The organism is Demequina pilifera, from assembly GCF_048814985.1.
GTDB lineage: Bacteria > Actinomycetota > Actinomycetes > Actinomycetales > Demequinaceae > Demequina.
Genome location: NZ_JBMDTW010000003.1, coordinates 260811 through 274603 on the forward strand (window position 1 = coordinate 260811; position 13793 = coordinate 274603).

The following is a 13793-nucleotide window of genomic DNA, read 5'->3' on the forward strand; positions in this document are numbered from 1 at the left end:
CCTCAGGCGTAGGAGTGCAGACCCTGGAAGTACAGGTTCACGACGGTGAAGTTCATGATCAGCGCCACGAAGCCGATGAGCGCGAGGACGGCACTGCGCCGGCCTGCCCAGCCCTGAGTGGTGCGCGCGTGCAGGTAGGCGGCGTAGATCACCCAGATGATGAACGACCACACCTCCTTGGGGTCCCAGCCCCAGTAGCGGCCCCACGCGTGCTCGGCCCACACCGCGCCGGCCATGACGGTGAACGTCCACAGCACGAACCCGACGGCGTGCAGCCGGAATGACAGCGCCTCGAGCGTCCGGGGCGAGGGCACTGCCTCGAGCCAGTTCCAGCGCTTGAACAGCCGCACGTTGGCGTTGCGCCACCGACGCACGAGGCCGCCGGGAGCAGCGGGCTCCTCATCCCGGTAGTCGCGCATCAGCTGCAGCATGGTCGCCACGGCCGCCACGATGAAGACGCCGGTCGCGATGATCGCGATCGACACGTGGATCACCAGCCAGAAGCTCTGCAGCGCCGGCTGCAGTCCGGTGGACTCCTGATAGAGCGTGGTGAGGGCGAGTCCCAGCGCAAGGGTCGAGAAGCCGGTGACGCCAGGAAAGAGGTACGCGATGTCGCGGCGGCTCTGCACCAACAACAGGACGACGACGGCGACGAACGTGCCGGTGATCGTGTATTCGTACATGGTCGACCAAGGCGCGTGGCCGGCCTCGATCCCGCGCGCGACGACGCCGACGCCGTTCAGCAGCGCGCCCACGAGCGTGGTCGCCCGCGCGATGCCCGTCGCCTTGGACGCGACGGCAGGATCGCGTCCGGCCGATGCGCTCGCAGGCCGTGCGCTCGCGTCGCCTGCGTGCGACGCGGCCACGCCTGCGGGAACCTTGCCCTTGGCCGAGGCCCTGGCATCGGCGACGCGCGACAGGTGCACCGACGAGGCGACCATCGCGATCGCGTACAGCGCCGTCGCGCCCCACAGAGCGAGCCAGCTGAGTTCCTGAGCGTTCATGAGTCCTCCTTGAGCGAAAGCGAGCCCGTGGCCCTGGCGAGCACCTTCTCGAGGTCCTCGCGCACGGCCATGTCGTGCGCGGGCGCCCACGCGGCGGCCGTCACCACTGTAGTGTTGCGGCCCGCGTGCGCCCCCACGGGGGCGATCAGCCACAGGCGCCGGCGCGTGGCGAACAGGCTCATCGACAGTCCGATGAGCGCGCCGATCGACGCGGCCAGCAGCCACGGCAGCGTCGGGTCGCGGCGCAGGTCGAAGGCGGCGAACCGCGGCAGCGACTGCCACGTGATCGACCCCAGGCCGTCGGGCAGCTCGACCGTCTCGCCGGGCTCCATCGCCACCACCAGCGGGTCTCCGTCGTCACCTCGCACGGGGCTGAGCTGAGACTCGTCGAGCGCGTAGACGTTCTGGGGCACCCCCGCGTCGAGTCCGAGGTCGCCCGCGAAGGCCTCGAGATAGATCACCGGATTGGTCGGCGAGGGGTGAATCGAGCTCGCCACGTCGCCGTCCACGACGGCAGTGGGCAGCAGCGTGCCGGCGAAGCCCAACTGGTCGCCCTCCGTCACGTCGGGGACCTTCACGACCCCGGTCGAGGTGTAGACGGCGTCCTGGGGCAGGAACGGCACCGCACCCTCGAACGCGACGTTGCCCTCGGAGTCGGTCACAGTGAAGACCGGTGCGTAGCCGTTGCCCTGCAGGTAGATCTTCGCGCCGTCGACCTGGATGGGCCTGTTGACCTGTGCCTCGACCGACCTGGGCTCCTGCCCGGGTTCGGTGAGCGTGGTGTAGGCAGTGAACTCGTCCGGGTTGCCGTCGAGGCCGAACACCGCATCGAACCGGTCGAGGCTGAGCGTCCACGGGCTCAGCTGCTCTTCCGAGAACAGTGCACCCGACTCGTAGGAGTCGTACGCGACCACCGCGTTGGAGAACGTGTCTCCCTCCACGATGAGCGCCTGCCCGCGGTAGGTCAGCATGGACCCGGCCGCCACTGCGAGCAGGATCCCCACCAGCGACACGTGGAAGACCAGGTTGCCGAGTTCGCGCACGTGGCCCTTGTGAGCGGACAGCGCGAGCTCGGTGCCGGCCTGCGACTCGCGCTGCGGCCGCTCGTCGATGCGCACCCGGTAGCCCGCCAGCCAGCGCCACCAGCGTGGTCCGCCGCCCTCGAGCCAGCCGCGCGCGTGGCCGATCACGGCCGATGCCTCGTGAGGCGCCTCAACGGTCTCGGGCTCGAACCGGTCGAGCCGCGACGGCGCGGCGGGGACTGGCTCGCGCAGGTCGCGCCAGTACACGAGGCAGCGCGGGATGATGCAGCCGATCAGCGAGGCGAACAGCAGCAGGTAGATCGCGGTGAACCACGCCGAGCCGAAGACGTCGAGGAAGCCCAGCCGGTCCAGCACCGGCCCCCAGAAGGGGTACTCGTCGAGGAAGGCGCGGGTGTTGCCGGCGTCCTGCGGCCACTGCGGCAGCACGGAGCCGGGGATCGCCGCGAGCGCGAGGGTGAGCAGCAGAATCAGCGCCACCCGCATGGACGTGACCTGGCGCCACATCCATCGCAGCCATCCGCGCGGGCCCAGCCGGGGAACCTCCGCGTAGGCGTAGTTGTCGATCCGCAGGCGCGCCATCAGATCGCCACCCAGAAGTCGTCGATCCAGCTCTGCATCAGGCCCGTGAGCTCCGCCCACAGCCCTGTCACCAGCATGACGCCCAGGATCACGAGCAGCGCGCCGCCACCGAGTTGGAGCCCGCGACGATGACGTCGGAGCCAGCGCAGCACCGAACCCGAACGCTCGAACCACAGCGCGAGCGCGAGGAACGGCAGGCCGATCCCCAAGCTGTAGGCGACCGCGAGCAGCGCGCCGCGCCCCACGGTCCCTTCGTTCAGCCCGAGCGTGATGACGGCGCTCAGCGTGGGGCCGATGCACGGCGTCCACCCGAGCCCGAACACGATGCCCAGCAGCGGCGCGCCCGCAAGGCCCGCCTTGGGGCTGATGTGCAGGCGCCGCTCGTTCTGCAGGAATGGCACGGCCCCCATAAAGGCGAGCCCCATGAGGATCACGAACACCCCGAGCACGCGCGTGATGATGTCGAGCTGCGCGGAGAACTGCGCGCCCGCGGCGGAGACGACGATGCCGAGCGTGACGAACACCGCGGAGAAGCCGAGAATGAACAGCAGGACCCCGAGCACCAGGCGAGGCCGGCTGGTCTTGCCCCCCGCATCGGCGCCCGCCATCCCCGAGACGTACCCCAGGTATCCGGGCACGAGCGGCACCACGCACGGCGACGCGAAGCTGACGAGCCCCGCGAGCACGGCGATGGGGATCGCCGCGAGCAGGGATCCCGTCAGCACCTGCGAAGAGAAGTCGGAGCCGATGCCGGCCGCCAGGGACGTCAACAGGGGGGTGGGAGACATGGAGGCGCTGTCACTCCCCCGCCGCGGCGACGAGCGAGCGCAGGGTCGAGGGCTCGACCGAGCCGACGATCCGCGCGGCGACGCGCCCCTCGTGGTCGAGCACCAGCGTGGTGGGGACGGCGTTGATCGCGACCAGCCCCTGGAGCTGCGCGATCGCCCTGCCATCGGAGTCATCGATGCTCGGGTATTCGACGCCGAAGGTGCGGTCGAAGGCCAACGCCGTGGCCGCATCGTCCCGGCTGTTGACGCCGATCAGCTGCACGCCGTCCTGGGCGTCGAGCGCCACCAGGTCGGGCGCCTCGGCGCGGCACGGCGGGCACGAGGCGTACCAGGTGTTGAGCAGCACCACCTCGCCGCGGTGGTCCGCGACATCCACGGGTTCACCCTCGAAGGACGTGCCGGTCAGTTCGACGGGCTCGCCGCGGTCGGCAGGCGCCCACTCGGTGACCGTGCCGTCCCCACTGACGTATCCGGGGGAGTCGGCGGCGTCTCCTGGCGCACACCCGACGAGCCAGAGCACGATCGCGATCGCCACGGCCGCGAAGATCACCAGGCGCGCGCCGCGTCTCACGCGGGCACCTCGATGTGCGCGGCCGGCTCCCGATACGACATCGCGACGGGCTCGCCGTTCTCGAACGTGAAACTGGTGAGCGAGGCGAGGCCGCACTGGCGAGAGCGGGGGTCGTGAAGATAGCGGCGCTTCTCGAACGCGAGCCGCGCGACCCAGATGGGAAGCTGGTGGCTCACCATCACGGTGTCGGAGTCCGGATTCGCCTCGACGGCGTCGCGGATCGCGGCCCACATTCTGTCCTGCTGCTCGAGGTAGGGCTCGCCCCAGGACGGGCGCCATGGGTTGCGCAGCAGCCACCAGTTGCGCGGGTGGATGAAGTCGGCCGCGCCTGACTGCAGCGGCCGTCCCTCGTACGCGTTGAGGGCCTCGATGACCCGGGCGTCCGTGACGATGTCCACTCCGAATGCGTCAGCCAGCGGCCGTGCGGTCTGCTGGGCACGCAGCAGCGGCGACGCGATCACGCGTCCCACGGGAGTGCTGCGAGACACCAGGTCATCCGCCACCGCCCGGGCCATCGCCTGGCCGGTCTCGGACAGGCGGAACTCCGGCAGGCGGCCGTACAGCACCTTGTCCGGGTTGTGGACGTGGCCGTGGCGAAGCAGATGGACGACGGGCATACCCCCTATTGTCGCCCAGCCTCACGCAAGCGCGGAACGCATCCGGGCGGGATCGATGCGCCAGAACCCGACCACCTGACCGTCGACGATCACCACCGGAACCTCGTCGGCGAATCGCTCTTGCAGTCGGGGATCGGCGTCCACGTCGACCTCGCGCCACTCCACCCCGGCCTCGTCGCACGCGGCTCGCACCACGTCGCGCGCGTCTGGGCACAGGTGGCAGCCCTCCCGGGTGATGAGGGAGACGCGGGCTGCCATGGACGACAGGATACGGCCGGTGCCCTGGCCGTGAGTAGGCTGACGGGGTGACTCGCTCCCCAGGGCACGACAACGCCGCTACCGTCGCGGCGTTCTTCGACGTGGACAACACCATCGTCCGCGGCGCATCGGCCTATCACATCGCCCGCGGTCTTCAGCAGCGCGGGTACTTCCGGTGGCGCGACATCGCTCACTTTGGCTGGGAACAGGCCAAATACACTCTCTTCGGAGAGTCGCGCGAGCAGCTGGACGAGCTCCGCGATGAGGCGCTCGGCGTCATCAAGGGCTGGTCGGCCGCGGAGATGGCTCAGGTCGGTGAAGAGGTCTACGACGAGGTGCTGGAGCTCCGCATCTTCCCTGGGACCAAGGCGATCATCGACGAGCACCGCGCCCAGGGCCACCAGGTGTGGCTCGTCACCGCGTCCCCGGTCGAGATCGGGCGGGTCATCGCGCGCCGACTCGGCGCCACGGGCGCTCTCGGCACCGTCGCCGAGCAGAAGGACGGCCACTACACGGGCCGGCTCGTGGGCGACTTCCTGCACAAGGAGAAGAAGGCGGCAGCAGTGCGCCAGCTCGCGGAGGACGAGGTGCTCGACCTGGATCGGTCGTTCGCGTACGGCGACTCCGTGAACGACGGGCCGATGCTCGAGGCCGTCGGCAATCCATGCGCGATCAACCCCGACACCAAGCTGCGCAAGCTCGCGTCCGAGCGCGGATGGCCCATCGAGGAGTTTCGCAAGCGCCGAAAGAACGGTCGCCGCGGAGTCGTGAAGGCGTCCCTGACCGGAACGGTGTGGGCCGGCCTCGCCGTGGTGCGCGGAGTCCGCGGCGCCGTTCGCGGCGTGGCGGGAATCGGCAGGTCGGACGATGCGGTCGAGGCCGAGCACGCGGGCGACGCCCGGTCGCTCTAGGCCCGCGCATCGGCCCGTCGTGCGCGCTGTGAGGGCCTCAGTGCCCATAACGGCCCGTCCTGGGCACTCAGCGCCTCATGGGAGCCGACAGCGTGTTCGAGACGACAAAGCCCGCGCCACCAATACAGGTGGCACGGGCGTCGTGGCCTTGTCCGGGCAGTGCCCGGCGAAGGACTACTTCTTATTGCGGCGCTGGTGGCGCGTCTTGCGAAGCAGCTTGCGGTGCTTCTTCTTCGACATGCGCTTGCGCCGCTTCTTGATGACGGATCCCACGGAACCTACCTCAGATAGTCGGACATACTCGGGCGTCCAGTGCGCGCTGGACGCGACAGACGAGAACTCAGCCTACCGTGCCCGAGCGGTGGTCGTCGTCCTGGGCCTCAAAACCGCCCTGCAGGGCCGCCTCCTCCATGAAGGCCTCGACGGCCGTGGCGGGCACGCGGAAGGACCTGCCGAACCGCACGGCGGGCATGTCGCCCGCGTGAACCCACCGGTAGACGGTCATCCGAGAGACGCGCAACATATCAGCGACCTCAGCAACGGTGAGGAACGTAGTGCGCGAGGCGCCATTGTCAGCCATGCAGTCCAGTCTCCCTCATCCGACATCCGGCAGGTCTATCGGCGGGATGCTCCCTCTACTGTAGGGGCAGAAGTGACTGTTGTGAAGTGTGTGATTCCTGCCGATGATGATAATGGCGGCGGTAGGCGCAGGCCGTCGTAACGTTCGCAAGCCCCCTGGTAGCAAGCCGCGAAGGAGTCGCATGGAAAAGATGCGCGACGTCCGCTCGGCCATCGGCGAATGGATCAGCCGTGTCGCCGTGCGATCCCCGGCGAGGCTCGCTCTCGGCACCTTCGGCGCGGTCATCCTGGTGTTCAGCGGCCTGCTGTCCCTGCCGGCCGCCACGGCGTCCGGTGAGCGCGCTCCCTTCATCGACGCGCTGTTCACCGCCACGTCCGCCGTGTGCGTCACCGGCTTGGTCACCGTCGACACCGGGTCGTACTGGTCCGCATGGGGGCTGACGATCATCGCGATCGCGATCAAGGTCGGCGGTCTCGGCATCATGACGCTCGCCTCGCTCGTGGGCCTCGCGGTGTCCCGCAGGATCGGCCTGACGCAGCGGCTGCTCGCCGCAGGCGAGGCCCGCGCCACGGGTCTGGGCGACCTGCGCTCGCTGCTGCGCACCGTGGTGGCGGTGTCGTTCACGGTCGAGATCATCATCGCCCTGGTGCTGCTGCCGCGCTTCCTGACGCTCGACTACGGCGTCGGGCGGTCCGTCGGGTACTCGGCCTTCTACGCCACGTCCGCCTTCAACAACGCCGGCTTCACCCCCGACCCCGCGGGGCTGATCCCCTACGCAGGGGACTTCTGGATGCTCGTGCCCATCGGGCTCGGCGTCCTGGTCGGCAGCCTGGGGTACCCCGTGTACCTCAATCTGGTCCGTGGCTGGCGCCGTCCCCGCATGTGGTCGCTGCACACCAAGCTGACGCTGATCATGGTCGGGGCGCTCGTGCTCGTCTCCGCCGGGTTCCTCGCGATCTTCGAGTGGAGCAACCCCGACACTCTCGGTTCGGCCTCGACCGAGGAGACCATCGGCAACATCTTCTTCCAGTCCATCAACCAGCGCTCGGGCGGCTTCGCATCCATCGACGTCGGGAAGGCCAGCGAGGAGACGTGGCTGCTCGAGATCGTGCTGATGTTCATCGGCGGCGGGTCTGGCTCGACCGCGGGAGGCATCCGCGTGACCACGCTCGCGGTGCTGCTGCTCGCGATCGTGGCCGAGGCCCGCGGCCGGCGCGACATGGAGGCGTTCGGCAAGCGCGTGGGCACCGAGGTGCTGCGCGGCGCCGTCGCCATCACGATCATCGGGGTAAGCGTCATCGTGGTCGGCACGACGGTGCTCATGGCGCAGACCGACATTCCGCTCGACCGGGCACTGTACGAGGCGGTCTCCGCGTATGCGACGTGCGGCCTCAGCACCGGGATCACGGCCGGGCTGCCTCCCGAAGCGAAGGGAACCCTGATCGTGTTGATGTACGTGGGCCGCGTGGGCTCTCTGACCATCGCCGCCGCGCTAGCGTTGAACAAGCAGCGCCGGGTGATCCGGTACCCGGGAGAAAGGCCGATCATTGGCTAGCAACGACACCACCGCATCGGGCGTCCTCGTCGTCGGGCTGGGGCGCTTCGGCTCCGCGCTCGCCGACACCTTGGACGCCATGGACGTCGAGGTCCTCGCCGTCGAGCGGGACGCGGACCTCGTCGAGCGCTGGTCCAAGCGCCTGCCGGTCGTGCAGGCCGACGCCACCGACCCGCGAGCGCTCGAGCAGATGGGGGCCGAGGAGTTCTCCGCGGCCGTGGTCGGCGTGGGCACCTCGCTCGAGGCGTCGGTGCTCATCACCGGCAACCTGGTCGACATCGGCATGCCCGAGATCTGGGCCAAGGCGATCTCCACCGAGCACGCCCGGATCCTGCGGCGCATCGGCGCCCACCACATCGTGTTCCCCGAGTCCGATGCGGGGGCCCGGGTGGCACACTCGGTGGGAGGCCGGATGCTCGACTACATCGAGATCGACGAGGGCTTCACCATCGTCAAGATGAAGCCGCCGCTCGAGACCCACAACTTCTCGCTCGCCGAGCTCAAGCTGCGCGACAAGTACGGCGTCCAGGTCATCGGCGTCATGACCCCCGGCGGCGAGTTCGAGTACGGCTCCCGGGCGACCGTGATCCACGCGGAGGATCTGCTGGTGGTCGGCGGCGACGGCGACCTCGTCGAGAGGTTCGCGCAGCGGCCCTGAGGCCGGCGGCGGCCGCTACACCACCCCGAACGCCAGCATCGCGCCCGCGACTCGCGTGAACCCGCCGATGTTCGCTCCTGAGACGTAGTTGCCCGGGGTGCCGAACTCGTCCGCGGTCGACAGGCACCTGTCGTGGATGTCGCGCATGATCATGCGCAGCCGCTCCTCCGTGTACGCGAAGTTCCACGAGTCCCGCGATGCGTTCTGCTGCATTTCGAGCGCACTGGTCGCGACGCCGCCGGCGTTCGCCGCCTTGCCCGGCGCGAAGAGCAGCTGGGCCTCCTGGAAGGTCCTGACCGCATCGGGCGTCGAGGGCATGTTCGCGCCTTCCGCGACCACCTTGCACCCGTTGCGGATCAGCGTCGCCGCGTGCGTACCGGTGAGCTCGTTCTGGGTGGCACACGGCAGCGCCACGTCGCACGGGACGTCCCAGATCGACCCGTCCTTGACGAACACCGCCCCGTTGCCGCGCTCCTCCACGTAGGTCTCGATGCGGTCGCGTCGCGTCAGCTTGACGTCCTTGAGGAGCTCCAGGTCGATGCCCGACTCCTCCACGACGTAGCCTCCGGAGTCGGAGACCGCGATCACGGTGCCACCGAGCTCGCGCACCTTCTCGGCCGCGTAGATCGCGACGTTCCCGGAACCGGAGATGACCACGCGCCGGCCCTCGAGCGACTCGCCTGCGGCGTGCAGCATCTCCTGGACGAAGAAGACCGTGCCGTACCCGGTAGCCTCGGTGCGCACCTGCGAACCGCCCCACGTCAGCCCCTTGCCGGTCAGCACTCCGGACTCGTAGCGGTTGGTGATGCGCTTGTACTGGCCGAACAGGTACCCGATCTCTCGCGCCCCCACGCCGGTGTCTCCGGCCGGCACGTCCGTGTACTCACCGATGTGGCGGTAGAGCTCCGTCATGAAGGATTGGCAGAATCGCATGACCTCGGCGTCGGAACGTCCCTTGGGGTCGAAGTCCGACCCGCCCTTGCCGCCGCCGATCGGCAGCCCGCTCAGGGAATTCTTGAAGATCTGCTCGAAGCCCAGGAATTTGACGATGCCGAGGTTGACGCTGGGGTGGAACCGCAGCCCGCCCTTGTAGGGACCGAGCGCCGAGTTGAACTCGACCCGGAATCCCCGGTTCAACTGCACCTGACCGGAGTCATCGACCCACGGCACTCGGAAGATGATCTGGCGCTCCGGCTCGCACAAGCGGCGAATGACTTCGGAGTCCGCGTACTCGGGGTGCTTGTCCACCACCGGCCCGAGGCTCTCGAGGACCTCCCGCGCGGCCTGGTGGAACTCGTGCTCGGCTGGGTTGCGGCGCTCGACTTCGTGGAGCACCGGCACCAGGCGTTCGTGCAGAAGGGCCATGGGGTCTTCCTTTCTGGATGGGCCCCAGGGCTCCGGATCAGGTCCGGGGCTGCACCCCGGAGCGGCGGGGTACTAGCCGACGGGAGACGCGCCGGCGATGAGCACGGATCGATCACCACGCGGCGTCGTGAAGGTGACCTGGTCGCCCACGTGGCGGCCGTCGACCGCGGCGCCGAGCGGCGACTCCTGAGACAGCACGGTGACATCCGCGCCAAGATCGTGGCCGAGCAGGGCGCGGTCGCCCAGCACGAAGGACGTCTCGACAGAGTCCTCGACGCTCCGCACGGTGACGCGCATGCCCGTCTCCACGAGCCCGTCGTCTGGCCGCGTCCCCACCTCGACCGAGCCGAGGATGGTGCGCAGTTCGACGATGCGGGCGCGAGCAGTCGCGTCCGCGCTGTCTCCTCGATCCACGAGCGAGCCGAGCTCTGCGACAAGGCGCGCGTGCGCCTCCGGCGTCACCCAAGTCGTCTCCTGCGCCACGATCCACTCTCCCTTTCGGACCCACCTCAACGCGAGATGGGTATTGGGAGGAGAGCGTACTCCACATGGCACGGAAGTCATTGCCGGCCCGTCAGCGGTCAAGCGTCGAAGACACCGCGCGTGACTGAGTCACCGCTGTGGGTCGGCACGCCGTCCAGCGGTTCGACGGAGATGTCGACGATCGGGAAGGCTCCCACGTCGAAGCCTTCGGGAATCACGAACTCGCCCGTGCCATCGCTGAGGTGGCCAAGGCTCACCATGCCGTCGATGTCCTCGTCGATCAGCCACACCTCGAGGTACGCGCCCTCGACGTCGCGAGCCTCCGTGTCGACCACGAGCACCTGGGTGCCGTCGGCGCGCGTCTCGAGCACGGCGTCGCCGGCTGGGGTCTCGCTGGCGAGGTCCGTCAGCGGAGCCTGCGCCACCACCGAGGCCTCGTCGCCGCCGGTGTCGACGCCCAGCACGACGCCGACTCCCACGCCGCCCACCACGACTCCGGCGGCTGCGGCGGCCGCGAGCGGCCATCGAGAGCCGCGCCGCTCCCTGCGCGAGGCGAGGTCGTCCGTGCCGCCGTCGGCGGTCGACGGCGATTCGGCCGATGCGGGCGCGGCTGAGTCTGCGTCCTCGAGGTCCGCGACCACGGCTTCCCAGACGCGATCGGGCGGGGTGAGGAGCCCGGTGCCCGGGCCTGCCGCTTGAACCCGGGCAAGCGTCGCGCGCAGCGACTCCAACTCTGCCCGGCAGTCCGCGCAGGCCGCCGTGTGCTCGGCGTCCGACGGTTGACCGCCACCGAGCGCGAGCTCGGCCAGCGCTTCGTCATCAAGATGCGACATCGGACACCTCCCATCGGTCTCGAAGTTCTATCAATCCACGTCTGATATGGCTCTTCACTGTGCCCAGCGGCATGTCCATCCGCCGAGCGATCTGCTCATGCGTCTCGCCCTCGAAGAAGGCCAGCGACACGATCGTCGCGCGGGGGTCGCCCAGCGCATCGACCTCGTACGCCAGCAGCACCGCATCCGCATCGTCCGGAGTCGCGGAGTCCGCCGGCGTCGAGTCCTTGACCGCCTCGAGGCGTCGATGCTCGCGAGAGCGGGCCTCGAGGGCATCGGCGATGCGCCTCTTCGCGATGCCCACCACCCACCCGCGCAGGTCGCCGCGAATGGGGTCGAATCCGCCACGCCCCCGCCACGCCGACACGAAGGTCTGCTGTGTCACGTCCTCGGCGTCCGCCGCGGAACTCAGCGACCGCACGGCCATGGTGTAGATCAGCGGAGAGAGGTCCCGGTACAGATCCTCGAGCGCGCCGTCCTCGCCTGCGGCGAATGCGCGCGCCCTGTCGCCACTGTCGTGCTGCGGCGACGGAACCACTGCCATCCGGACGGGCTCCTTTGCTTTTCCTACAGCGCTCACTACTGCGCCGGCTGGTCGATGGGCGTCGCGTAGACCACGACGTTGTCCTCGTAGTGTCCAGTATCCCAGTCAAAGCGTCCACCACATGTCACAAGAACGAGCTGCGAAGGACCGGCGCGATCGAAGACCAGTCCCATGTCCACTTCGCGCTTGTCCGTCTTCTCGACGTTGGAGACCTCGTAGGCGATCTGAGAGCCATCCGCGCTGTCGACCACGATCCGCGCCCCCTCGTCGACGTCCAGCAGCCTCGAGAACGGGCCCAAGCCGATGACCGCATCGTCGACGTGCGCGGCCAGCACCGCATTGCCGGCCTGGCCGCCGGGCGCCGGGCCGTAGCGGTACCAGCCCGCCGTCGCGGCGGACTCCGGGATCTCCATGGCCCCGTCGGCCTCGAGTCCCACATCCGTCACCGGCATGTCGATGCCGAGCGAGTCCACCACGAGACGCTCCGGCGGGACGGCCCTCAGCTCCGCGAGCGTCTCCGGGGACGTGTCGGAGATCTCCACTTCGCCGAGGAACACGGGCGCCCTGACCTCGCCCACGGAATCCTCTCCGGACGCGGCAGCAGCGTCCGGCGCCTGGCTCGATGGGGCCGCAGCGGGGCCATCCTCCGCCACGGCGCAGCCGGCCAGCAGGAGGCTCACGAGGAGCGCGGCGAGCGTTCGCATGGGGAAATCCTCTCAGTGTCGGGAACCGGGTGCTGAGACGCGGCGGGTGGGGGGTGCAGGGAGCGGGGGCACGCCCTGGATCTCAGGACGTGCCCCCGCGTGACCGCACGGTCAGCGTCGAGCGGTCACCACTCGCGCTGCGGCGCCTGCCGCCAGCGCGAACGCAATGAGGATCGCTGCGATCGCGGCCGCCGGGACTCCGCGGTCAGTCGCGAGGCCCTGGGTGCCGGCTGCGACTTCGGAGGGGCTCGAGGAGTGCGTGTCGACAGTCTGGACCGCGAGGTCGAGGTTGCCGGCCTCCGCGCTGCCCCACGCGTAGACGATGGTGTTCACGCCGTCGGCGATCTCCACGTCTGTCGGGCCGAGCACCGGGTCGGTCTCGCCGGTGAGCGAGACTGCGGCCGAGTAGGTGTCGGCGGGAACGTCGCCCATCACCTCGTCGGGGTTCGACAGGTTGTCGAAGAGCACCGCGTCGTTCGCCCACACGTCGACGGCGGGCGCCGCAGCGGTGTGACGCACCGTAAGGCGGCCCTCGCCTGCAGCGGTCTCAGAGGTGTCGTTGGTGAACAGGTTGGCGGTCGGGGCGCCATCCGCGTCGAGGTGAGCGACGGCGGTGTAGCTCATGCCCTCCTCGAGGGTGAGGTCGATGGGGCCGAGCACCGGCTCCGAGTCGTCTGCGGCGTCGGGCGCGGTGAGGGCGACCGTGTAGGTGCCGGGCTCGAGGTCGAGCGGGCCGGCGAGGTCGCCGGGCTGGAAGTCGTCGATCGTGTTCTCGCCGTTGACGTACACGTCGACCGGGGTGTCGGGGATGCCGTGAAGCACCGACAGCTGGGACATGTCGTGGCCGTCTGCGAGGGCCGGGGCGGATGCCCCGACGGCGATGAGTGCACCGGCTGCGACGCCGGCGATTGCTGACTTGCGCATTGTCGTTCTCCTTCTCCTGAGCTCGGGAGACCGCCTGTTGCGGCCTCCTTCACCCAGTACTTCCGCCCGAGCACGCGGTTTGGATGCAGCGTCGCGGAAGTTTTTTTCGGGAGTCACGACTTGGCCTCGGTCTCGACCCAACGATGGCGCGCTGCCAGGCGTCTTCCTAGCATGAGCATCATGAGCGAAGTGTCCGACGGCCGCCGGCGTCGCGCGGGAATCGCCGCCGCCATCATCGCCGCTGCGGTGGCCCTGGCGGGCTGCTCGTCGTCCAGCGACTCATCCGACGCGGCCGCGTCGTATGGAGGCGGGGGCGCAACTCAGCACGCCGCCGACGGCGAGGCTGCGCTGGAGGAATCCGGGGGCGGGGGGGGGG

Annotated in this window: 17 protein-coding genes and 1 pseudogene; 4 read left to right on the forward strand and 14 right to left on the reverse strand. The window is 69.4% G+C overall.

The genetic code is table 11. The features are described from left to right. Nucleotides 1–2 precede the first annotated feature (2 nt). From ccsB to ACNI14_RS06505, 6 genes are read right to left on the reverse strand one after another with little or no spacing between them, the layout of a single operon-like run. Complete coding sequence (ccsB, locus tag ACNI14_RS06480; protein WP_420519138.1) at nt 3–1004, reverse strand: c-type cytochrome biogenesis protein CcsB; 1002 nt, start codon at nt 1002–1004, stop codon at nt 3–5. Next, the gene (resB, locus tag ACNI14_RS06485) at nt 1001–2626 is read right to left on the reverse strand and encodes a cytochrome c biogenesis protein ResB (RefSeq protein ID WP_420519139.1); all 1626 of its coding nucleotides are present in this window, start codon (nt 2624–2626) and stop codon (nt 1001–1003) included. Before resB ends, ccsB begins: the two co-directional genes overlap by 4 nt. Further along, entirely contained in the window at nt 2626–3414 is a 789-nt protein-coding gene (locus ACNI14_RS06490; RefSeq protein WP_420519140.1) for a cytochrome c biogenesis CcdA family protein, read from the reverse strand. Before ACNI14_RS06490 ends, resB begins: the two co-directional genes overlap by 1 nt. Nucleotides 3415–3424: 10 nt before the next feature. Further along, the gene (locus ACNI14_RS06495; RefSeq protein WP_420519141.1) at nt 3425–3985 is read right to left on the reverse strand and encodes a TlpA family protein disulfide reductase; all 561 of its coding nucleotides are present in this window, start codon (nt 3983–3985) and stop codon (nt 3425–3427) included. Further along, entirely contained in the window at nt 3982–4602 is a 621-nt protein-coding gene (locus ACNI14_RS06500) for a histidine phosphatase family protein (RefSeq protein ID WP_420519142.1), read from the reverse strand. Before ACNI14_RS06500 ends, ACNI14_RS06495 begins: the two co-directional genes overlap by 4 nt. A 21-nt stretch (nt 4603–4623) precedes the next feature. Continuing rightward, nucleotides 4624–4860, reverse strand: a complete 237-nt coding sequence (locus ACNI14_RS06505; protein WP_420519143.1) for a glutaredoxin family protein — start codon at nt 4858–4860, stop codon at nt 4624–4626. Between the two features lie 47 nt (nt 4861–4907). Here ACNI14_RS06505 and ACNI14_RS06510 point away from each other — a divergent pair, with 47 nt between their 5' ends. Beyond that, nucleotides 4908–5771 carry an HAD family hydrolase gene (locus ACNI14_RS06510; protein ID WP_420519144.1) on the forward strand — a complete coding sequence of 288 codons (864 nt, stop codon included), beginning with the start codon at nt 4908–4910 and terminating at the stop codon, nt 5769–5771. A gap of 174 nt (nt 5772–5945) precedes the next feature. Here ACNI14_RS06510 and ACNI14_RS06515 read toward each other — a convergent pair whose 3' ends face one another. Next, on the reverse strand, nt 5946–6044 hold the full coding sequence (locus tag ACNI14_RS06515) for a 30S ribosomal protein bS22 (RefSeq protein ID WP_005504750.1): 99 nt from the start codon (nt 6042–6044) through the stop codon (nt 5946–5948). A gap of 67 nt (nt 6045–6111) precedes the next feature. After that, the gene (locus ACNI14_RS06520; protein ID WP_420519145.1) at nt 6112–6351 is read right to left on the reverse strand and encodes a helix-turn-helix domain-containing protein; all 240 of its coding nucleotides are present in this window, start codon (nt 6349–6351) and stop codon (nt 6112–6114) included. A gap of 181 nt (nt 6352–6532) precedes the next feature. Here ACNI14_RS06520 and ACNI14_RS06525 point away from each other — a divergent pair, with 181 nt between their 5' ends. Beyond that, complete coding sequence (locus ACNI14_RS06525; protein WP_420519146.1) at nt 6533–7906, forward strand: TrkH family potassium uptake protein; 1374 nt, start codon at nt 6533–6535, stop codon at nt 7904–7906. After that, entirely contained in the window at nt 7899–8564 is a 666-nt protein-coding gene (locus tag ACNI14_RS06530; RefSeq protein WP_420519148.1) for a potassium channel family protein, read from the forward strand. The genes ACNI14_RS06525 and ACNI14_RS06530 overlap by 8 nt, the downstream gene beginning before the upstream one ends. Nucleotides 8565–8579: 15 nt before the next feature. On the opposite strand, the gene gdhA is transcribed toward ACNI14_RS06530, so the two are convergent. The 6 genes from gdhA to ACNI14_RS06560 all read right to left on the reverse strand — a co-directional run bounded on the left by gdhA (nt 8580) and on the right by ACNI14_RS06560 (nt 13417). After that, on the reverse strand, nt 8580–9929 hold the full coding sequence (gene gdhA / locus ACNI14_RS06535; protein WP_420519149.1) for an NADP-specific glutamate dehydrogenase: 1350 nt from the start codon (nt 9927–9929) through the stop codon (nt 8580–8582). Between the two features lie 72 nt (nt 9930–10001). Continuing rightward, nucleotides 10002–10412: a GreA/GreB family elongation factor gene (locus ACNI14_RS06540; RefSeq protein WP_420519150.1), complete on the reverse strand. Its 411-nt coding sequence runs from the start codon at nt 10410–10412 to the stop codon at nt 10002–10004. Between the two features lie 98 nt (nt 10413–10510). Further along, nucleotides 10511–11245 carry an anti-sigma factor gene (locus ACNI14_RS06545; protein ID WP_420519151.1) on the reverse strand — a complete coding sequence of 245 codons (735 nt, stop codon included), beginning with the start codon at nt 11243–11245 and terminating at the stop codon, nt 10511–10513. Then, on the reverse strand, nt 11232–11789 hold the full coding sequence (locus tag ACNI14_RS06550; RefSeq protein WP_420519152.1) for an RNA polymerase sigma factor: 558 nt from the start codon (nt 11787–11789) through the stop codon (nt 11232–11234). Before ACNI14_RS06550 ends, ACNI14_RS06545 begins: the two co-directional genes overlap by 14 nt. Nucleotides 11790–11824: 35 nt before the next feature. Then, nucleotides 11825–12493, reverse strand: a complete 669-nt coding sequence (locus ACNI14_RS06555) for a class F sortase (RefSeq protein ID WP_420519153.1) — start codon at nt 12491–12493, stop codon at nt 11825–11827. A gap of 111 nt (nt 12494–12604) precedes the next feature. Further along, a complete protein-coding gene (locus ACNI14_RS06560) occupies nt 12605–13417 on the reverse strand; it encodes a DUF4397 domain-containing protein (RefSeq protein ID WP_420519154.1) in 813 nt (270 codons plus the stop codon). Between the two features lie 180 nt (nt 13418–13597). Here ACNI14_RS06560 and ACNI14_RS06565 point away from each other — a divergent pair. Beyond that, a pseudogene (locus ACNI14_RS06565) lies at nt 13598–13793 on the forward strand (hypothetical protein); the annotation flags it as partial.